The following is a 14,792-nucleotide window of genomic DNA, read 5'->3' as shown; positions in this document are numbered from 1 at the left end:
GGAAGGCTGCCCTGGTTGGACGGTGACCCATCAGACAGTACGGGCTGCTTGCAGGCGTTCAGCGCCGCCTTCCGCCAGGCCGCGTTCGTGCAGGCGATCTGCGCCGCCCTCGGCGAGCAGGTGGGATGGCTGGTCTTTGACCGCGCCAGCGTGGGTGTCGGCCGACGCCATGGATGACAGCCCGAGGCCCGCGATGACAGTCAGGCCGAGTACCAGGGACGAAGCTTTCGAGAGATTGAACATGATGAGGCTCCTACGCGTGAGTCAGCCGGATTGGCTGGTGGTCGTAGTTAATCGCCGGGGTGTATCTGCCATGTGTGCCCAGGCATGGCGAAATGCGGGTTCGCGTATCCAGGCGGGGTTCCCATACAGTCCGATACAAACCACGGCAAGGTTTACAGCGTTTGGGCCGATCCGTAGATTGCACCAGGCAAGTGGTTCGTCAGCGCCCAAGACCGGGTGACGAAAGCAAGAGGAAGCCGAGCAGTGTCCACCCGCGATTCAGCTGTATTCGCCCACCGTTACCGCGCCTTTCTGTTCGATATGGATGGCACACTCCTGAACTCCATTGCCGCCGCCGAGCGCGTCTGGGCCACCTGGGCTGAACGCCATGGGCTGGATGTCGAGGCCTTTCTGAAGACCATCCATGGTGCCCGGGCCATCGATACCATCACCCGCCAGGCATTGCCCGGTGTGGACGCGCAGGCTGAGGCGCAGTGGATTACCGAGGCTGAACTTGAGGATGTGGAAGGGGTGGTGGCGATTGCGGGCGCGGTGGAATTCCTCAACGCATTGCCCGGCGATCAATGGGCGCTGGTTACGTCTGCCCCCAAGGCACTGGCTCTGCGCCGTATGCAGGCGGCCGGGATCAACCCGCCGGCGGTGCTGGTCACCGCGGAGGATGTCGCCAGCGGCAAGCCGGATCCGGCCTGTTATGTGCTCGGTGCGCAACGGCTGGGAGTACCGGTACAGGACTGCCTGGTGTTTGAGGATGCCAGCGTCGGGATTCGCGCCGGCGAGGCGGCGGGGGCCGATGTGATGGTGGTGACGTCGACCCACCTTGTGCCCATGGTCACCGCGCATCCGTCGATTGACGGGTATGAGCGTCTACAGGTTCAGCGGGACGAAGCCGGGCTGTTGCATCTACAGCGCCTGGCGTAAAAAAAGGCCGACCCGGTTACCCGGATCGGCCTTCTTCGTAAAGGGGCGGTTCAACGTTGGAGCTGTTTCCAGTCAGCGTCTGCAGGCGGTTGCCCTTGAGCCCCTGGCGGGACAAGACCATTTCCTTGAGGATTTCGCTGGCAAGCCTGGCAATCGCCTCCGGCCCTCGATGGTGTGCGCGGACGATGCCGGTCACCGCAAAGTGATCAGCTTCCGGGCCGCTGAGAATCGCGGAAAGCGTGCCATCGGCATGCAGGGTGCAGACGATTTTGTAGCTCGGCAGGCGCGCTGCCAGTGCTGATTCGATTTCGCTTTTACTCAGTGTGTCCATCAGCGCTACAACCTTTCACCGACCGTGCATGCCCAAGCATAGGTTGTGTCGCGCAGCTGTAAATACCGGCGATCTGATAGCAACTGCGGCGGCGGTTTCAACCCGCTTGCGGGATACACCGCGCTGGGGCAACGAACTTCAAGATGAAACCCAAAGCCGTCAGGATGAGGCTTTGCGGCGATCACTGTGAGGCGCGCGCCGGCACAGTCTGCGATGGACGGCGACCTGAATGGGCTTGAGGCAGAAGAAAAACAAGTACGCGCTCAGGAACAGCGTCAGGTCCAGCCATGAGTAGGCTTTGTCGGAGGAGCCTTCGATTTCGAACTTGAGGCCATACTCCAGCGCCACAAACGCCACGCTGATCAGCGTGACAATCAACCAAGACTTGGATAAGTAAGGCTGTTTAACGGTACGCCTCATCAACGTGCTCCTTGGCGCGCTGCAGACTGTAGGGGATTTGTCACGAGATTCGGCCCTGGAAAACTCCACAAGTTCCCTTTGTTTGCAGGCTGTTTCATGCGTTGAACGCAGCCAGCGACTATTACTGAGAAGTGTTCCTGCCATGTGTCATACAAAAGGGAGTACGCCTTATGTTGGTTCAGTGGTTTCTTGCAGCAGTCCATTTACTGGCATTCGCCATGGCTTTGTCGGCCGTGCTTGCGCGTGGCAAGGCATTGCGCGGTGTATCTGATAGTGACCCATCCACCCTGCGCCGCGTATTGATCGCGGACAACATCTGGGGAATCAGTGCCCTGGTGTTATTGGTAACCGGTGGCCTGCGGGCCTTCGGCGGCTACGAAAAGGGCAGTGATTATTACCTGCACCAGCCGTTGTTTCACGTGAAGATGACGCTGCTTGTATTAATTTTGTTACTGGAGCTCGCGCCGATGATTCGCTTTATCAAATGGCGCATCGCGTTGGCGCGTGGCACGCGCCTCGATTTGCACCAGGCAGGTCTTTTTGCGCGCATCAGCCATGTGCAGGCGTTACTGCTGGTGCTGATGATGATTGCAGCGAGTGGCATGGCACGCGGTGTCGGCCTGGGATGACGCTGGCCTGGCGCTGGAACAAGGGAATAGGGCGCGCTGGCCGCGGGAAGCCGCGAGCAGGCTGAAAGAGGTTTTCGCCAGCCGTTACAGTGAACGAAAGGGCTGGCTACTGGAGGCGCTTCAAGGTGTCTGGTTTTTATCCGGAGCCGTCAGGCCCGCCTGGATACGTTGGTAGATCTCCTCGCGATGCACGGCAACGTCCTTTGGAGCATTGATGCCGATTCTTACTTGCTGGCCGCTAACGCCCAGGATGGTGATCGTGATGTCATCACCGATGTTTATGCTTTCACCGACTTTGCGGGTGAGTATCAGCATGGACTTCTCCTTGATTGCTTTGAAGGACACATGTTTCAGACAGGGCAGATGTCGGATGTGTGTAGCTTACTGCGAAGCGCTTCCCTGTGGCTGCCTCTTTTAGGACGCATAGAGGCGGCATTAATTCCCATGCCGCCATCATACAGGTCTGCGATACATCATTCGCATTGTTTAAGCCAACGTTTATGACGGCCAGAATAGACAGTGAATGATAAAGTCGCCTCTTTGATCCTCTAAGGAGCAGGGTAGTGCGTAAAGTAGCGATGGCAATTGCGGTGTTGGCATTGGCCGGTTGCGGTGAAGGTAAAAGTGTCGACGCCCCCAAGGCCAGGCCTGCCGTTGCCGAGGCGCCCGCCCAGGCGCAACCTGCGGTCGGCGCGATCGCCTCTCAAGAATGGGATGTATGGGTGGGGCCGCCGGATCACAAGCTGCAGGCGATGACTGACCTGACCGCGTGGTTGCTGGAACACGGTTTCAGTTTCTATCTGGCGAAGGAAGACGGTAAGGACCAGGTGCTGCTGGGCCCATTCAGCACCAAGGCCGAGGCCGAGGCGAAACAAGCGCAGTTGACCGAGAAACTGGCCACTGCGAAGAAGAATGACACGGTGTCCGAGGTCATCGAACACAAGGTTGCGCAGTAAAGAGTCGACAAGCGGGAGCCCATGGCGCTCCCGCTTTTTTCGTTCAGCCGCAGGCTTTCAAGTTCACCGGGCCGACAAATTCATTGCCGCGCCCCATCACGCACGCCACGGTTTGATTGCGCTGGCGTTCCCAGGGCTGTACCGGGTAGGTCTTGTTCCAGGCTTCATACAGCTGGCGATCCTGTTTCGACAGGCGCAGGCCATACTGCTTGCTCATATAGAAATAGGTTCGGGCGATCATGCCGCGAATGGAAGGGCGGGGCATGACCTTCTTGGCCTTGAAGTCCACCTGGGTCAGGCATGATCCATATTGGCCGCTTTGTACCGGCAGCCAGCCAAAACTGAAATTGTTTCGGTCGCCATTCACCTCGCCGATGCTCGGCACCAGGTTGTGCAGGTCGGCTTCGGCCCGCTTGTAGACCGCGTCCTTGCGGGTGCAGTTCTTGCGCCCGCCATCCTGCCAGCACTGGCGCTGATAGCCGATCTGCCAGGCCGGAACAATGTGTTCCCATTCAATACGTGCCGCCCGGTTGGCGTTTTTGCGCGGGATATAGCCGCAGGCTTTCAGGTCTACCCGGTTGCCGTTGTATTTGCAGCCGCAATAGAACTCCGTGGATTGCGGTTCATACAGTTTCCAGGCGATTTTCTTGGCTTCGCTGAACGTCCTGGGGGCTTGGGCGTGAGCGGTGACAGCAAAAAACACGAACAACACACTGATAAAACGGACACTCATTGACTCAATCTTCCTTCGGCACAACCCAGAAAATCTGCACGCCACCGTCATCGCGATAAGCGAGGGTGACGTTATCGTTTTCTGCTATCTCTTCCAGTAGTCGTGCCCACTCGTCTTCCGGTTCCTCCGGCAAACGAAAAATCAACGCCGCCTTGTTTTTTTGGGCATTGGTGGAGTTGATGATTTTCTGCACACGAACGGCCAGTCGTTGGTAGGCATCAGGAGGTGTTGGTGCTGCGGAAGAGGGCTTTGCCACGGAGTATTCCTTATTAGGCTGTACGTGCATACAGTATTTAACTGTGGGCAATTTCGCAACTGCTTAAAATTCAAGAAGTTCTTCTGACAGTGGTTTTGCCGATTTGGTGTAGGAACGCTTTGTTTTTCAAAGGTTTTTTTGCGCGGGGGATAAAGCGGGGGAAATCAGACCCGCTCGCGGTACGCCACGAGCGGGATGGCCCAACCGTTGCCGGCCGGGCCCGGGAGCGATCAATATTCCCAGAACATCCGTTGCAGTTCCTTGCTGTCCTGGGTCTTGGTCAGGGCGACCATGGCCAGGATGCGGGCTTTCTGCGGGTTCAGGTCATGGGCAACTACCCAGTCGTATTTGTCGTCTGGTTGTTCGGCGTTACGCAGAACGAAACCACCGGCATTCACGTGGGAAGAGCGAATGATCTGTACGCCTTGCTTGCGCAGTTCCTGCAGGGCAGGCACCACCTTGGACGACACCGAACCATTGCCGGTACCGGCGTGGATGATGGCTTTCGCGCCGGCCTGGGCCAGAGCCTTGTAGGCGGTGTCGCTTACGTTGCCATAGGAATAGGCGATTTCGACGTCCGGCAGGCTTTTGATGGTCTTGATGTCGAATTCCGAGTTCATGGTGTGACGCTTGGCTGGCAGGCGGAACCAGTAGGATTTGCCTTCTACCACCATGCCCAGCGGGCCCCATGGGCTCTTGAACGCTTCAGTCTTGATGTTGATCATCTTGCTGACGTCGCGACCCGACTGGATCTCGTCGTTCATGGTCACCAGTACGCCTTTGCCGCGGGCGTCCTTGCTGCCGGCGACGGCAACGGCGTTGTACAGGTTGAGCATGCCATCAGCCGACATGGCGGTGCCTGGGCGCATCGAGCCGACCACGACGATTGGCTTGTCGGTCTTTTCCACCAGGTTGAGGAAGTAGGCAGTCTCTTCCAGGGTGTCGGTACCGTGGGTGATCACGATGCCGTCGACGTCCTTGCTGTCGGCCAGTTCGGCGACACGACGACCCAGTTGCAGGAGGTTTTCGTTGGTGATGCTTTCGGAGGCAATTTGCAATACTTGTTCGCCGCGGACATTGGCGATCTGGCTAAGCTCAGGAACACCGGCGATCAATTGTTCGATGCCGACCTTGGCGGCCTGGTAGGTCGCACTGTTGGCCGCGCTGGCGCCGGCGCCGGCGATGGTGCCGCCGGTGGCAAGGATCACCACGTTGGACAGTTTTTGCTGGGTTTCAGCTTCTTTTGCCTGAGCGGCAACGGGGAACAACAGCAGGAGGGCTAACGCGCCCGGTACGAAAGTTTTCAACGCAGATTTCATTATTCTTCTCTCTAGTTTTGATGAGTGCTGATGCAGGTTCATCTAGAAACACCCGGGCGGTTCTGAACGCCACGAGGTGCTGAGTAAGAGCAGGATTTGTACCAGCGGGATTTTGTTTGGCAATAGAATTTAACCTATTGATTTATATCTATATTTGTTTGATTTGTAAGTAAATGGCTTGGTCTTCTGTCCGGCTTTCCGAACAAAGCGGTGCGCGGGTGTTCGGTTGTCCGAAAAGGATGACGGAAAAGTTTGGTTTTAAACGCAGGAGGCACGCCGCTACCTGTCGTTTCAGAGAACGATCCAGCAACGCGGATGTTTAAAGGGGGTACCGGATGGCTTCGAGGGCAGGGCGTAAAGCGGATTCAACAAAAGGCAGTTTTCTCCCGTTGACAAATCTCGACAAGCTTCTCATAGTTTGACCTAACGCAAACGTTTGCGAGATGTTTCACGGGTCCTCCTCGAGTGTCGTGAAAGCTCGTATCAGTCGCCCGGGTGGGTTGGCTGCCGAAGCGTTCTTCGGTGCAAGCGTTGCTCACAATAATCATAAGATCGGAGTGAACCCATGAAGCTGCCATTTGCTGGACGTCTTCTTGCTGTCGCTGTGCTTGCTGCCGCATCCGCTGCCCTGCCTCTTTCCTCTGCATTTGCTGCCGAGACCGCCGCCAAACCCAAGGTCGGCCTGGTCATGAAATCCCTCGCCAACGAATTCTTCGTCACCATGCAGGACGGTGCCAAGGAATACCAGAAAGCCCACGCCGCCGACTTCGACATGATCACCAACGGGATCAAGAACGAAACCGATACCAGTGCGCAGATCGATATCGTCAATCAGATGATCCTGTCCAAGGTTGACGCGATCGTCATTGCTCCCGCCGATTCGAAAGCCCTGGTCACCGTGCTGAAAAAGGCCTCCGACAAAGGCATCAAGATCGTCAACATCGACAACCGTCTTGATGTGGATGTACTGAAAAGCAAAAACCTTGATATCCCGTTCGTAGGTCCAGACAACCGCAAGGGCGCGCGCCTGGTCGGTGAAGAACTGGCCAAGCACCTCACCAAGGGTGACCAGGTTGGCATCATCGAAGGTGTGTCCACCACCACCAACGCCCAGCAGCGTACCGCTGGCTTCAAGGACGCGATGGATGCCGCCGGCATGAAGATCGTCTCCACCCAATCCGGTGAGTGGGAAATCGACAAGGGCAACGCGATTGCCGCTGCCATGCTCCAGGCAAACCCGAACATCAAGGCACTGCTGGCCGGTAACGACAACATGGCACTGGGCGCAGTATCCGCCGTACGTGGTGCCGGCAAGGCTGGCAAGGTGCTGGTCGTAGGCTACGACAACATCGAGGCCATCAAGCCGATGCTGCAGGACGGCCGTGTCCTGGCCACCGCCGACCAGGCTGCTGCCCAGCAAGCCGTTTTCGGTATCCAGAACGCTCTGAAGCTGGTCAAGGGTGAAAAAGTCGATGCCGTGGATGGCATGATCGAAACCCCGGTCGAACTCATCCTCAAGAAGTAATTCCCCGGCAGCACAAAACAGCGTCCGCTCACCCGAGCGGACGCCTGGAGACGTTCCTATGTCATCTTCCGCACCGAACGCTGTCCTCTCGGTCAGCGGTATCGGCAAGACCTATGCCCAACCGGTTCTGTCCGACATCACCCTGACGCTCAATCGTGGGGAAGTGTTGGCGCTTACCGGTGAGAATGGCGCGGGGAAAAGCACCCTGTCGAAAATCATCGGCGGGCTGGTCACCCCGACCGACGGCCAGATGCAGTTCAATGGCCAGGCCTACACGCCAGGCAGTCGGACCCAGGCTGAAGAGCAGGGCATCCGCATGGTCATGCAGGAGCTTAACCTGCTGCCAACCCTGACGGTCGCTGAAAACCTGTTCCTCGATAACCTGCCCAGCCACGGTGGCTGGATCAGCCGTAAGCAACTGCGCAAGGCCGCCATTGAAGCCATGGCCCAGGTCGGCCTGGACGCTATCGACCCGGACACCCTGGTCGGCAGCCTCGGCATCGGCCACCAACAGATGGTCGAAATTGCCCGCAACCTGATCGGCGATTGCCACGTACTGATCCTCGACGAACCCACGGCGATGCTGACCGCCCGTGAAGTCGAGATGCTGTTTGAACAAATTACCCGCCTGCAGGCCCGGGGCGTGGCGATTATCTATATTTCCCACCGGCTCGAAGAACTGGCCCGGGTTGCCCAGCGCATTGCGGTGCTGCGTGACGGCAAGCTGGTGTGTGTCGAGCCGATGGCCAACTACAACAGTGAGCAACTGGTCACGCTGATGGTGGGCCGCGAACTGGGCGAGAAAATCGACCTGGGCCCGCGCACCATCGGCGCGCCGCTGTTGACGGTAAAAGGCCTGACTCGCTCGGACAAGGTCCGCGACGTGTCGTTTGAAGTGCGTGCCGGCGAAATCTACGGCATCTCCGGCCTGATCGGTGCGGGTCGTACGGAATTGCTGCGCCTGATCTTCGGCGCCGACCTGGCCGACAGCGGCACCGTGGCCCTGGGCACACCGGCGCAAGTCGTCAGCATTCGCTCGCCCGTCGATGCGGTTGGCCATGGCATCGCCCTGATCACCGAAGACCGCAAGGGCGAAGGCCTGCTGCTGACCCAATCCATCGGCGCCAACATCGCCTTGGGCAACATGCCGAAGGTGTCCAGCGGTGGCCTGGTGAACAGTCGTGACGAAACGGCCTTGGCCAAGCGGCAGGTCGACGCCATGCGTATCCGCAGTTCCAGTCCGGCGCAGCTGGTGTCCGAGCTGTCGGGTGGCAACCAGCAGAAGGTGGTGATTGGCCGCTGGCTGGAGCGCGATTGCGCGGTGATGCTGTTCGATGAACCGACCCGAGGCATCGACGTCGGCGCCAAATTCGATATCTATGCGTTGCTCGGCGACCTGACCCGCCAGGGCAAGGCGCTGGTGGTGGTGTCCAGCGACCTGCGTGAGTTGATGCTGATCTGCGACCGCATCGGCGTACTTTCCGCCGGGCGCCTGATCGAGACCTTCGAGCGCGACAGCTGGACCCAGGACGAATTGCTTGCCGCTGCTTTTGCCGGCTATCAGAAACGTGATGCGCTGCTCAACGACGCAGCGCCTAGGAATACCCCATGAAAACCACTTCCTCCCCCGCAAAACGTGGCGGCAACTTCTATGGCCTGGGCACCTACCTGGGCCTGGCCGGCGCCTTGCTGGCGATGATTGCGCTGTTCTCGTTCCTGAGCGACCACTTCCTCTCGTACGACACCTTCAGCACCCTGGCCAACCAGATTCCCGACCTGATGGTGCTGGCAGTCGGCATGACCTTCGTGCTCATCATCGGCGGCATCGACCTGTCGGTAGGCTCCGTGCTGGCCCTGGCCGCATCGGCCGTCAGCGTGGCGATTCTCGGCTGGGGCTGGAGTGTGTTGCCGGCAGCCGTGCTGGGCATGGGCTGCGCCGCGTTGGCCGGGACCATTACCGGTTCGATCACAGTGGCCTGGCGGATCCCGTCGTTCATCGTGTCCCTCGGCGTGCTGGAAATGGCGCGCGGCGTGGCGTACCAGATGACCGGCTCGCGTACCGCATACATCGGTGATTCGTTTGCCTGGCTGTCCAACCCGGTGGCCTTCGGCATTTCACCTTCGTTCATCATCGCGTTGCTGGTGATCATCGCCGCGCAGCTGGTGCTGACCCGTACCGTGTTCGGTCGCTACCTGATCGGCATCGGCACCAACGAAGAGGCCGTGCGCCTGGCGGGTATCAATCCCAAGCCCTACAAGATACTGGTGTTCAGCCTGATGGGCCTGCTGGCGGGGGTGGCGGCGCTGTTCCAGATTTCGCGCCTGGAAGCGGCCGATCCCAACGCCGGTTCCGGCCTGGAGCTGCAAGTGATCGCTGCGGTAGTGATCGGTGGCACCAGCCTGATGGGCGGGCGTGGCTCGGTCATCAGTACCTTCTTCGGCGTGCTGATCATCTCGGTACTGGCGGCAGGGCTGGCGCAGATTGGCGCCACCGAGCCGACCAAACGTATCATCACCGGTGCCGTGATCGTGATCGCGGTGGTGCTCGATACTTACCGCAGCCAGCGCGCCAGTCGGCGAGCCTGAGCCATGGCAACGATCAAGGATGTGGCCGCGCTGGCGGGGATTTCCTACACCACGGTGTCTCATGTGGTGAACAAGACGCGCCCGGTCAGCGAGCCGGTACGGATCAAGGTCGAGGCGGCCATCAAGCAGCTCGACTATGTACCCAGTGCGGTCGCGCGCTCGCTGAAGGCCAAGACCACAGCCACCATCGGCCTGTTGGTGCCCAACAGCCTCAACCCGTATTTTGCGGAACTGGCCCGGGGCATCGAGGATTACTGCGAGCGTAACGGCTATTGCGTGATCCTCTGCAACTCCGACGATAATGCCGAAAAGCAGCGCAGCTACCTGAGGGTGCTGCTGGAAAAACGCATCGACGGCTTGATCGTGACCTCGGTGGGCGGCGACGACAGCGGCCTGGCGACAGGCCTCAAGGCGGTGCGCACGCCGATGGTCATCGTCGACCGTGCACTGGACGGGATCGATGTCGACCTGGTGCGCATCGACCATGAACAGGGCGCTTACCTGGCGACCCGGCACTTGCTCGATCTGGGGCATCGCGACATTGCCTGCATTGGTGGCCCGAGTCATACCCGCGTGGCGCAAATGCGGATGGCGGGCTACTACCGCGCCTTGGCCGAGGCGGGGCTCGAAGTGCCGGCCGGCCGTGTGCTGGAAAGTGATTTCACCAGTACCGGTGGTTACGCGGCCGCGGCGCAATTGCTGGCGGATAATCCCCCCAGCGCGATTTTTGCCGGCAACGACATGATTGGCTTCGGCGTCTTGCGCGCCGCTGCCGAACGTAATATCCGGGTGCCCGGTGAGCTGTCGGTGATCGGGTTTGATGATATCCAGATGAGCCAGTACGTGTACCCGGCGCTGACCACCGTGGGCCAGTCGATCCTGCAGTTGGGAGAGATGGCGGCCGAGCTTTTACTGCGACGAATTGCGACACCCCAATTGCCGATCGATCAGCGCATCGTGACGCCGAGTATTGTCCTGCGCGAGTCGACGGCGCCGTTGGCCGGTGTGTTTGCCCAATACCGCTGAACCGAATTGATGAGTACTGATGTATGCCAGCAAAAGTAGTGGTAATAGGCAGCCTGAACATGGACCTGGTCACCCGGGCCAGTCGGCTGCCCCGCGCCGGTGAAACCCTGATCGGCCAATCGTTTTCCACCGTTCCCGGCGGCAAGGGCGCGAACCAGGCGGTCGCTTCGGCGCGCCTCGGGGCTGAGGTCGCCATGGTCGGCTGCGTGGGCACCGATGCCTATGGCGCGCAATTGCGCGACGCGTTGCTGGTGGAGGGCATTGATTGCCAGGCCGTCAACACCGTCGACGGTTCCAGCGGCGTGGCGCTGATCGTGGTGGATGACAGCAGCCAGAATGCGATCGTTATTGTCGCCGGTAGCAATGGCGAGCTGACCCCAGCCAAATTACAGGCATTTGACAGTGTGCTGCAGGCTGCCGACGTGATTGTCTGCCAGCTGGAAACGCCGATGGAGACTGTCGGCCATGCCCTCAAGCGCGGTCGCGAGCTGGGCAAGACGGTGATCCTGAACCCGGCGCCGGCCAGTGGTCCGCTGCCCGAGGATTGGTACGCCGCCATCGACTACCTGATTCCCAATGAAAGCGAAGCCTCGGCCTTGAGCGGCGTGGTGGTCGACTCGCTGGACAGCGCCAAGGCCGCCGCCACACGCCTGATCAAGGCCGGTGCTGGCAAAGTGATCATTACCCTCGGCTCCGAAGGCGCGTTGTTTGCCGATGGCCAAGGCTTCGAGCACCTGGTCGCGCCCAAGGTCAAGGCGGTCGATACCACGGCTGCCGGTGACACCTTCGTCGGCGGTTTCGCAGCCGCGCTGGCCAACGGCAGGAGCGAGGCCGAGGCCATTCGTTTCGGCCAGGTAGCCGCCGCGCTGTCCGTGACCCGCGCGGGTGCGCAACCCTCTATTCCCACATTGCATGACGTCCAAGGTTTTGTGCCCTCATGAAAAAGACTCCCTTGCTCAATATCGCGCTGTCGCGGGTGATCGCATCCCTTGGCCATGGCGACATTCTGGTGATCGGTGATGCCGGCTTGCCGGTGCCGCCGGGTGTCGAGCTGATCGACCTGGCGCTGACCAAAGGCATTCCGGATTTCGTCAGTACCTTGCGCATCGTCCTCAGCGAGATGCAGGTGGAAAGCCACGTGCTCGCGGAAGAAATCCTGCTCAAGCAACCGCCGGCCCTGGCGGATCTCAATACCCTGACCGAACAGGCCGCCCTCGGCGAGCGCCGCCTGGTCAGCCATGAAGAGTTCAAGCAGCTCAGCCGCAAGGCGAGGGCGGTGGTGCGCACCGGCGAGTGCCAGCCCTACTGCAATATCGCGCTGGTTTCCGGCGTAACGTTCTAGAATTCCCCAACGACAAGGAGTGCGTCATGCAACGTGGTACCCAAACCCTGCGACACCTGTTCCGGAGTGTGCTGCTTTTGTCCGTGCTAACTGCTGCAAGCGCCCACGCGGCGGAAAAAATCGACCTGATCATCGACACCGACCCCGGTGCCGACGACGTGGTTGCCTTGCTGTTCGCCATGGCTTCGCCCGATGAACTGCAGATCCGCGCGCTGACCACCGTTGCCGGTAACGTGCGCCTCGACAAGACCTCCCGCAACGCACGCCTGGCCCGCGAATGGGCAGGGCGCGAGGACATCCCGGTATATGCCGGTGCACCGAAACCGATGCTGCGCACGCCGATCTACGCTGAAAACATCCATGGCAAGGAAGGTATCTCCGGCGTCACCGTGCATGAGCCGAAAAAAGGCCTGGCCGAAGGCAATGCCGTTGATTACCTGATAAAGACCCTCAGCACCGCCAAGCCCCACAGCATCACCATCGCCATGCTCGGTCCGCAGACCAACCTGGCGCTGGCATTGACCCAGGCGCCGGAGATCACTCAAGGCATCAAGGAAGTGGTGGTGATGGGCGGCGCGCACTTCAACGGCGGCAATATCACGCCGGTGGCCGAGTTCAACCTGTTCGCCGACCCGATCGCGGCCGAGATCGTGCTCAAGAGCGGCGTCAAGCTGACCTACCTGCCGTTGGACGTGACCCACAAGGTCCTGACCAGCGACGCACGCCTGAAGCAAATCGCTGCGCTGAACAACAACGCGAGCAAGGTGGTGGGCGATATTCTCAATGAATACGTCAAGGGCGATATGGAGCACTACGGCATCCCGGGCGGCCCGGTGCATGACGCTACCGTCATTGCCTACCTGCTCAAGCCTGCGCTGTTCAGCGGCCGTGAGGTCAACGTGGTGGTGGACAGCCGTGAAGGCCCGACCTTCGGCCAGACCATCGTCGACTGGTACGATGGCCTGAAACAACCGAAGAACGCGTTCTGGGTTGAAAATGGCGATGCCCAGGGCTTCTTCGATCTGCTGACCGAACGCCTTGGTCGCCTGAAGTAAACAGCCTGCCGGTCGACGTTCGTCGGCCGGGTCTTATTCGCGCTCGGGGTCTGGCGCCCCCATGTGATCGGCCGGGTATTTCTCGAATACCTGGCCGATGAATGCCTGCGCGGCCTGTGTGCCCAGTTCCTTGACCAGCAGGTCGATACCGATGATTGCCAACTCCTCCGGGCTGCCCGGGCTATAGGAGCTTTGCCCTTGGGGCCACTTGGCTTTGATGTCGGCGTGGATCGTGACGATGGTCATGGGTGTCTCGCGAGGCTGAAAGGCGGTTAGTGCGTTCTGCGTGTGGAGTTAACCATTTTGCGCCGTGTTTGGCACTGCTACTTAGGCATGAGGGGAGGGCTGTGCGACACTGTCCGCTTGTTTAATTGCCAGGGCAAACCGCGTGCAGATCGACTTGAACAACACCGAGAACCTGACGCTGGACGCTGTGCGGCAGCTGCTTGCGTCCGCCAGTGACAACGTTCACACCCAATTGCGCGTTACCAATGTCGGCATTGCCTACATTTCTTCGGGCGTGGTGGGTGGCGTCGATATCGACGGCCTTCTGTTCCGCCTGGAGACCTGGGCGGCGGGTTCGGGTTATGTCGGCAACGTCGCAGCCAGCGACGAGGTGTGGGTGATGCAGATTTTCAACGCGCTCAAGCAGAATTGGCCAACCCCGCCGTTTGATTACATCGACATCTACTGAGTGCGTTCATATCTGGTGACGATTGATTCGCCAGCGCCCGGTGTCGACTCAGGCAGACTGGCCCACAGCCAATTGTGACAATTCTGAAACCAATCGGCCAAACCACGGTCGCACGATCTCTGTCCATTTTTTCTCAAAGGAGGCTTCATGCCTTGGAAGCTCGCATCATTCGGTACTTTGTTGGCTGCGCTCGCCTTGTCGGGTTGCAGCACCCCGGGTACCTCTGAGCCAGCCAAAGACACTGCCGTGACCGATGCTGGTCATAGCCGCTGTGAGGCGAAGGCTGCCGAGTTCGCAATCGGCCAGAAAGCTTCGCCACAATTGCTGGAACAGGCCCGTAGCCGCGCCGGAGCGCAGAACGCACGCATTCTCAAGCCAGATGACATGGTCACGCTGGAATACCGCTCCGATCGCCTGAACCTCAATACCGATGACAACCTTGTGATCAATCGGGTCAATTGCGGCTGATTGCTCCAGCGCTTTTCTCCAGGCCATAAAAAACCCCGTCACATGGACGGGGTTTTTTTAGTTCGGCGCAGAATTACTCTGGGCGAACCTGTGCAGCTTGCATACCCTTTTGGCCTTTCTCAGCCACGAAGGAAACGGTTTGGCCTTCTTTCAGGCTTTTGAAACCGTCGCTTTCGATAGCTTTGAAGTGTACGAACAGGGCGGGGGGCGGCGCCCGGCGGGGGGGGGGGGGGGGCGGGGGCGGCCCCCCCCGGGCGGCACCACCCACACCCCACCGTTTTTGGTTGTGGG

At 59.7% G+C, this 14,792-nt stretch carries 20 protein-coding genes and 1 pseudogene; 12 read left to right on the top strand and 9 right to left on the bottom strand.

Annotation, left to right across the window (positions count from 1 at the left end; genetic code table 11):
- Positions 1-30: 30 nt before the first annotated feature.
- Positions 31-243 carry a hypothetical protein gene (locus ACIOMR_RS05975; protein WP_003219983.1) on the bottom strand — a complete coding sequence of 71 codons (213 nt, stop codon included), beginning with the start codon at positions 241-243 and terminating at the stop codon, positions 31-33.
- 243 nt (positions 244-486) lie between these two features.
- Here ACIOMR_RS05975 and ACIOMR_RS05970 point away from each other — a divergent pair, with 243 nt between their 5' ends.
- Positions 487-1,161: an HAD-IA family hydrolase gene (locus ACIOMR_RS05970; protein ID WP_003219982.1), complete on the top strand. Its 675-nt coding sequence runs from the start codon at positions 487-489 to the stop codon at positions 1,159-1,161.
- Between the two features lie 16 nt (positions 1,162-1,177).
- Here the strand turns inward: ACIOMR_RS05970 and ACIOMR_RS05965 are convergent, their stop codons facing one another.
- The gene (locus ACIOMR_RS05965; protein WP_003219980.1) at positions 1,178-1,492 is read right to left on the bottom strand and encodes a hypothetical protein; all 315 of its coding nucleotides are present in this window, start codon (positions 1,490-1,492) and stop codon (positions 1,178-1,180) included.
- Positions 1,493-1,651: 159 nt separating this feature from the next.
- On the bottom strand, positions 1,652-1,912 hold the full coding sequence (locus tag ACIOMR_RS05960) for a hypothetical protein (protein WP_003219977.1): 261 nt from the start codon (positions 1,910-1,912) through the stop codon (positions 1,652-1,654).
- 170 nt (positions 1,913-2,082) lie between these two features.
- On the opposite strand from ACIOMR_RS05960, the gene ACIOMR_RS05955 reads away from it, so the two are divergent.
- The gene (locus ACIOMR_RS05955) at positions 2,083-2,541 is read left to right on the top strand and encodes a DUF2214 family protein (protein ID WP_008438699.1); all 459 of its coding nucleotides are present in this window, start codon (positions 2,083-2,085) and stop codon (positions 2,539-2,541) included.
- Between the two features lie 120 nt (positions 2,542-2,661).
- On the opposite strand, the gene csrA is transcribed toward ACIOMR_RS05955, so the two are convergent.
- Positions 2,662-2,856 carry a carbon storage regulator CsrA gene (gene csrA, locus ACIOMR_RS05950; RefSeq protein WP_003192511.1) on the bottom strand — a complete coding sequence of 65 codons (195 nt, stop codon included), beginning with the start codon at positions 2,854-2,856 and terminating at the stop codon, positions 2,662-2,664.
- A gap of 263 nt (positions 2,857-3,119) precedes the next feature.
- On the opposite strand from csrA, the gene ACIOMR_RS05945 reads away from it, so the two are divergent.
- Positions 3,120-3,497 carry a hypothetical protein gene (locus ACIOMR_RS05945; RefSeq protein WP_032899812.1) on the top strand — a complete coding sequence of 126 codons (378 nt, stop codon included), beginning with the start codon at positions 3,120-3,122 and terminating at the stop codon, positions 3,495-3,497.
- A 43-nt stretch (positions 3,498-3,540) separates the two neighbouring features.
- Here the strand turns inward: ACIOMR_RS05945 and ACIOMR_RS05940 are convergent, their stop codons facing one another.
- The 3 genes from ACIOMR_RS05940 to ACIOMR_RS05930 form a co-directional block, all read right to left on the bottom strand.
- A complete protein-coding gene (locus ACIOMR_RS05940) occupies positions 3,541-4,230 on the bottom strand; it encodes an endonuclease (protein WP_401192838.1) in 690 nt (229 codons plus the stop codon).
- Positions 4,231-4,234: 4 nt separating this feature from the next.
- Complete coding sequence (locus tag ACIOMR_RS05935) at positions 4,235-4,486, bottom strand: DUF1654 domain-containing protein (protein WP_023659007.1); 252 nt, start codon at positions 4,484-4,486, stop codon at positions 4,235-4,237.
- A gap of 230 nt (positions 4,487-4,716) precedes the next feature.
- On the bottom strand, positions 4,717-5,805 hold the full coding sequence (locus ACIOMR_RS05930) for an asparaginase (RefSeq protein ID WP_003219965.1): 1,089 nt from the start codon (positions 5,803-5,805) through the stop codon (positions 4,717-4,719).
- A gap of 565 nt (positions 5,806-6,370) precedes the next feature.
- Here ACIOMR_RS05930 and ACIOMR_RS05925 point away from each other — a divergent pair.
- From ACIOMR_RS05925 to ACIOMR_RS05895, 7 genes are read left to right on the top strand one after another with little or no spacing between them, the layout of a single operon-like run.
- Entirely contained in the window at positions 6,371-7,330 is a 960-nt protein-coding gene (locus ACIOMR_RS05925) for a sugar ABC transporter substrate-binding protein (protein WP_003219963.1), read from the top strand.
- 58 nt (positions 7,331-7,388) lie between these two features.
- Positions 7,389-8,942, top strand: coding sequence for a sugar ABC transporter ATP-binding protein (locus tag ACIOMR_RS05920; protein WP_008438693.1), 1,554 nt, complete (start codon positions 7,389-7,391; stop codon positions 8,940-8,942).
- Positions 8,939-9,916 carry an ABC transporter permease gene (locus tag ACIOMR_RS05915; RefSeq protein ID WP_003219960.1) on the top strand — a complete coding sequence of 326 codons (978 nt, stop codon included), beginning with the start codon at positions 8,939-8,941 and terminating at the stop codon, positions 9,914-9,916. The genes ACIOMR_RS05920 and ACIOMR_RS05915 overlap by 4 nt, the downstream gene beginning before the upstream one ends.
- A 3-nt stretch (positions 9,917-9,919) precedes the next feature.
- A complete protein-coding gene (locus ACIOMR_RS05910; RefSeq protein ID WP_003219958.1) occupies positions 9,920-10,942 on the top strand; it encodes a LacI family DNA-binding transcriptional regulator in 1,023 nt (340 codons plus the stop codon).
- Between the two features lie 23 nt (positions 10,943-10,965).
- Positions 10,966-11,883, top strand: coding sequence for a ribokinase (gene rbsK / locus ACIOMR_RS05905; RefSeq protein WP_401192831.1), 918 nt, complete (start codon positions 10,966-10,968; stop codon positions 11,881-11,883).
- Positions 11,880-12,284: a D-ribose pyranase gene (gene rbsD, locus ACIOMR_RS05900; protein WP_008438690.1), complete on the top strand. Its 405-nt coding sequence runs from the start codon at positions 11,880-11,882 to the stop codon at positions 12,282-12,284. Before rbsK ends, rbsD begins: the two co-directional genes overlap by 4 nt.
- 26 nt (positions 12,285-12,310) lie before the next feature.
- Positions 12,311-13,339: a nucleoside hydrolase gene (locus ACIOMR_RS05895; protein WP_003219953.1), complete on the top strand. Its 1,029-nt coding sequence runs from the start codon at positions 12,311-12,313 to the stop codon at positions 13,337-13,339.
- Positions 13,340-13,372: 33 nt separating this feature from the next.
- On the opposite strand, the gene ACIOMR_RS05890 is transcribed toward ACIOMR_RS05895, so the two are convergent.
- Positions 13,373-13,585, bottom strand: coding sequence for a hypothetical protein (locus ACIOMR_RS05890; RefSeq protein WP_076014608.1), 213 nt, complete (start codon positions 13,583-13,585; stop codon positions 13,373-13,375).
- Positions 13,586-13,727: 142 nt separating this feature from the next.
- Here ACIOMR_RS05890 and ACIOMR_RS05885 point away from each other — a divergent pair, with 142 nt between their 5' ends.
- Both ACIOMR_RS05885 and ACIOMR_RS05880 read left to right on the top strand, forming a co-directional pair.
- Complete coding sequence (locus ACIOMR_RS05885; protein WP_401192826.1) at positions 13,728-14,033, top strand: hypothetical protein; 306 nt, start codon at positions 13,728-13,730, stop codon at positions 14,031-14,033.
- 147 nt (positions 14,034-14,180) lie between these two features.
- On the top strand, positions 14,181-14,501 hold the full coding sequence (locus ACIOMR_RS05880; RefSeq protein ID WP_008438688.1) for an I78 family peptidase inhibitor: 321 nt from the start codon (positions 14,181-14,183) through the stop codon (positions 14,499-14,501).
- A gap of 73 nt (positions 14,502-14,574) precedes the next feature.
- Here the strand turns inward: ACIOMR_RS05880 and ACIOMR_RS05875 are convergent.
- A pseudogene (locus ACIOMR_RS05875) lies at positions 14,575-14,776 on the bottom strand (cold-shock protein).
- Positions 14,777-14,792 lie beyond the last annotated feature (16 nt).

The organism is Pseudomonas sp. NPDC087814 (assembly GCF_044742865.1).
Classification (GTDB): Bacteria; Pseudomonadota; Gammaproteobacteria; order Pseudomonadales; family Pseudomonadaceae; genus Aquipseudomonas.
Note: the sequence above shows the minus strand (reverse complement) of the source record. Positions and strands in the feature narration are given on the sequence as shown.

What these genes read in the sequence shown, in the direction of transcription:
- ACIOMR_RS05940 (WP_401192838.1), bottom strand. Translation starts at nt 4,230, where the DNA reads ATGAGTGTCCGTTTTATCAGTGTGTTGTTCGTGTTTTTTGCTGTCACC.
- ACIOMR_RS05920 (WP_008438693.1), top strand. Translation starts at nt 7,389, where the DNA reads ATGTCATCTTCCGCACCGAACGCTGTCCTCTCGGTCAGCGGTATCGGC.
- ACIOMR_RS05910 (WP_003219958.1), top strand. Translation starts at nt 9,920, where the DNA reads ATGGCAACGATCAAGGATGTGGCCGCGCTGGCGGGGATTTCCTACACC.
- ACIOMR_RS05895 (WP_003219953.1), top strand. Translation starts at nt 12,311, where the DNA reads ATGCAACGTGGTACCCAAACCCTGCGACACCTGTTCCGGAGTGTGCTG.
- ACIOMR_RS05960 (WP_003219977.1), bottom strand. Translation starts at nt 1,912, where the DNA reads ATGAGGCGTACCGTTAAACAGCCTTACTTATCCAAGTCTTGGTTGATT.
- ACIOMR_RS05975 (WP_003219983.1), bottom strand. Translation starts at nt 243, where the DNA reads ATGTTCAATCTCTCGAAAGCTTCGTCCCTGGTACTCGGCCTGACTGTC.
- ACIOMR_RS05945 (WP_032899812.1), top strand. Translation starts at nt 3,120, where the DNA reads ATGGCAATTGCGGTGTTGGCATTGGCCGGTTGCGGTGAAGGTAAAAGT.
- ACIOMR_RS05965 (WP_003219980.1), bottom strand. Translation starts at nt 1,492, where the DNA reads ATGGACACACTGAGTAAAAGCGAAATCGAATCAGCACTGGCAGCGCGC.
- rbsK (WP_401192831.1), top strand. Translation starts at nt 10,966, where the DNA reads ATGCCAGCAAAAGTAGTGGTAATAGGCAGCCTGAACATGGACCTGGTC.
- ACIOMR_RS05890 (WP_076014608.1), bottom strand. Translation starts at nt 13,585, where the DNA reads ATGACCATCGTCACGATCCACGCCGACATCAAAGCCAAGTGGCCCCAA.
- ACIOMR_RS05955 (WP_008438699.1), top strand. Translation starts at nt 2,083, where the DNA reads ATGTTGGTTCAGTGGTTTCTTGCAGCAGTCCATTTACTGGCATTCGCC.
- ACIOMR_RS05880 (WP_008438688.1), top strand. Translation starts at nt 14,181, where the DNA reads ATGCCTTGGAAGCTCGCATCATTCGGTACTTTGTTGGCTGCGCTCGCC.
- rbsD (WP_008438690.1), top strand. Translation starts at nt 11,880, where the DNA reads ATGAAAAAGACTCCCTTGCTCAATATCGCGCTGTCGCGGGTGATCGCA.
- csrA (WP_003192511.1), bottom strand. Translation starts at nt 2,856, where the DNA reads ATGCTGATACTCACCCGCAAAGTCGGTGAAAGCATAAACATCGGTGAT.
- ACIOMR_RS05915 (WP_003219960.1), top strand. Translation starts at nt 8,939, where the DNA reads ATGAAAACCACTTCCTCCCCCGCAAAACGTGGCGGCAACTTCTATGGC.
- ACIOMR_RS05930 (WP_003219965.1), bottom strand. Translation starts at nt 5,805, where the DNA reads ATGAAATCTGCGTTGAAAACTTTCGTACCGGGCGCGTTAGCCCTCCTG.
- ACIOMR_RS05925 (WP_003219963.1), top strand. Translation starts at nt 6,371, where the DNA reads ATGAAGCTGCCATTTGCTGGACGTCTTCTTGCTGTCGCTGTGCTTGCT.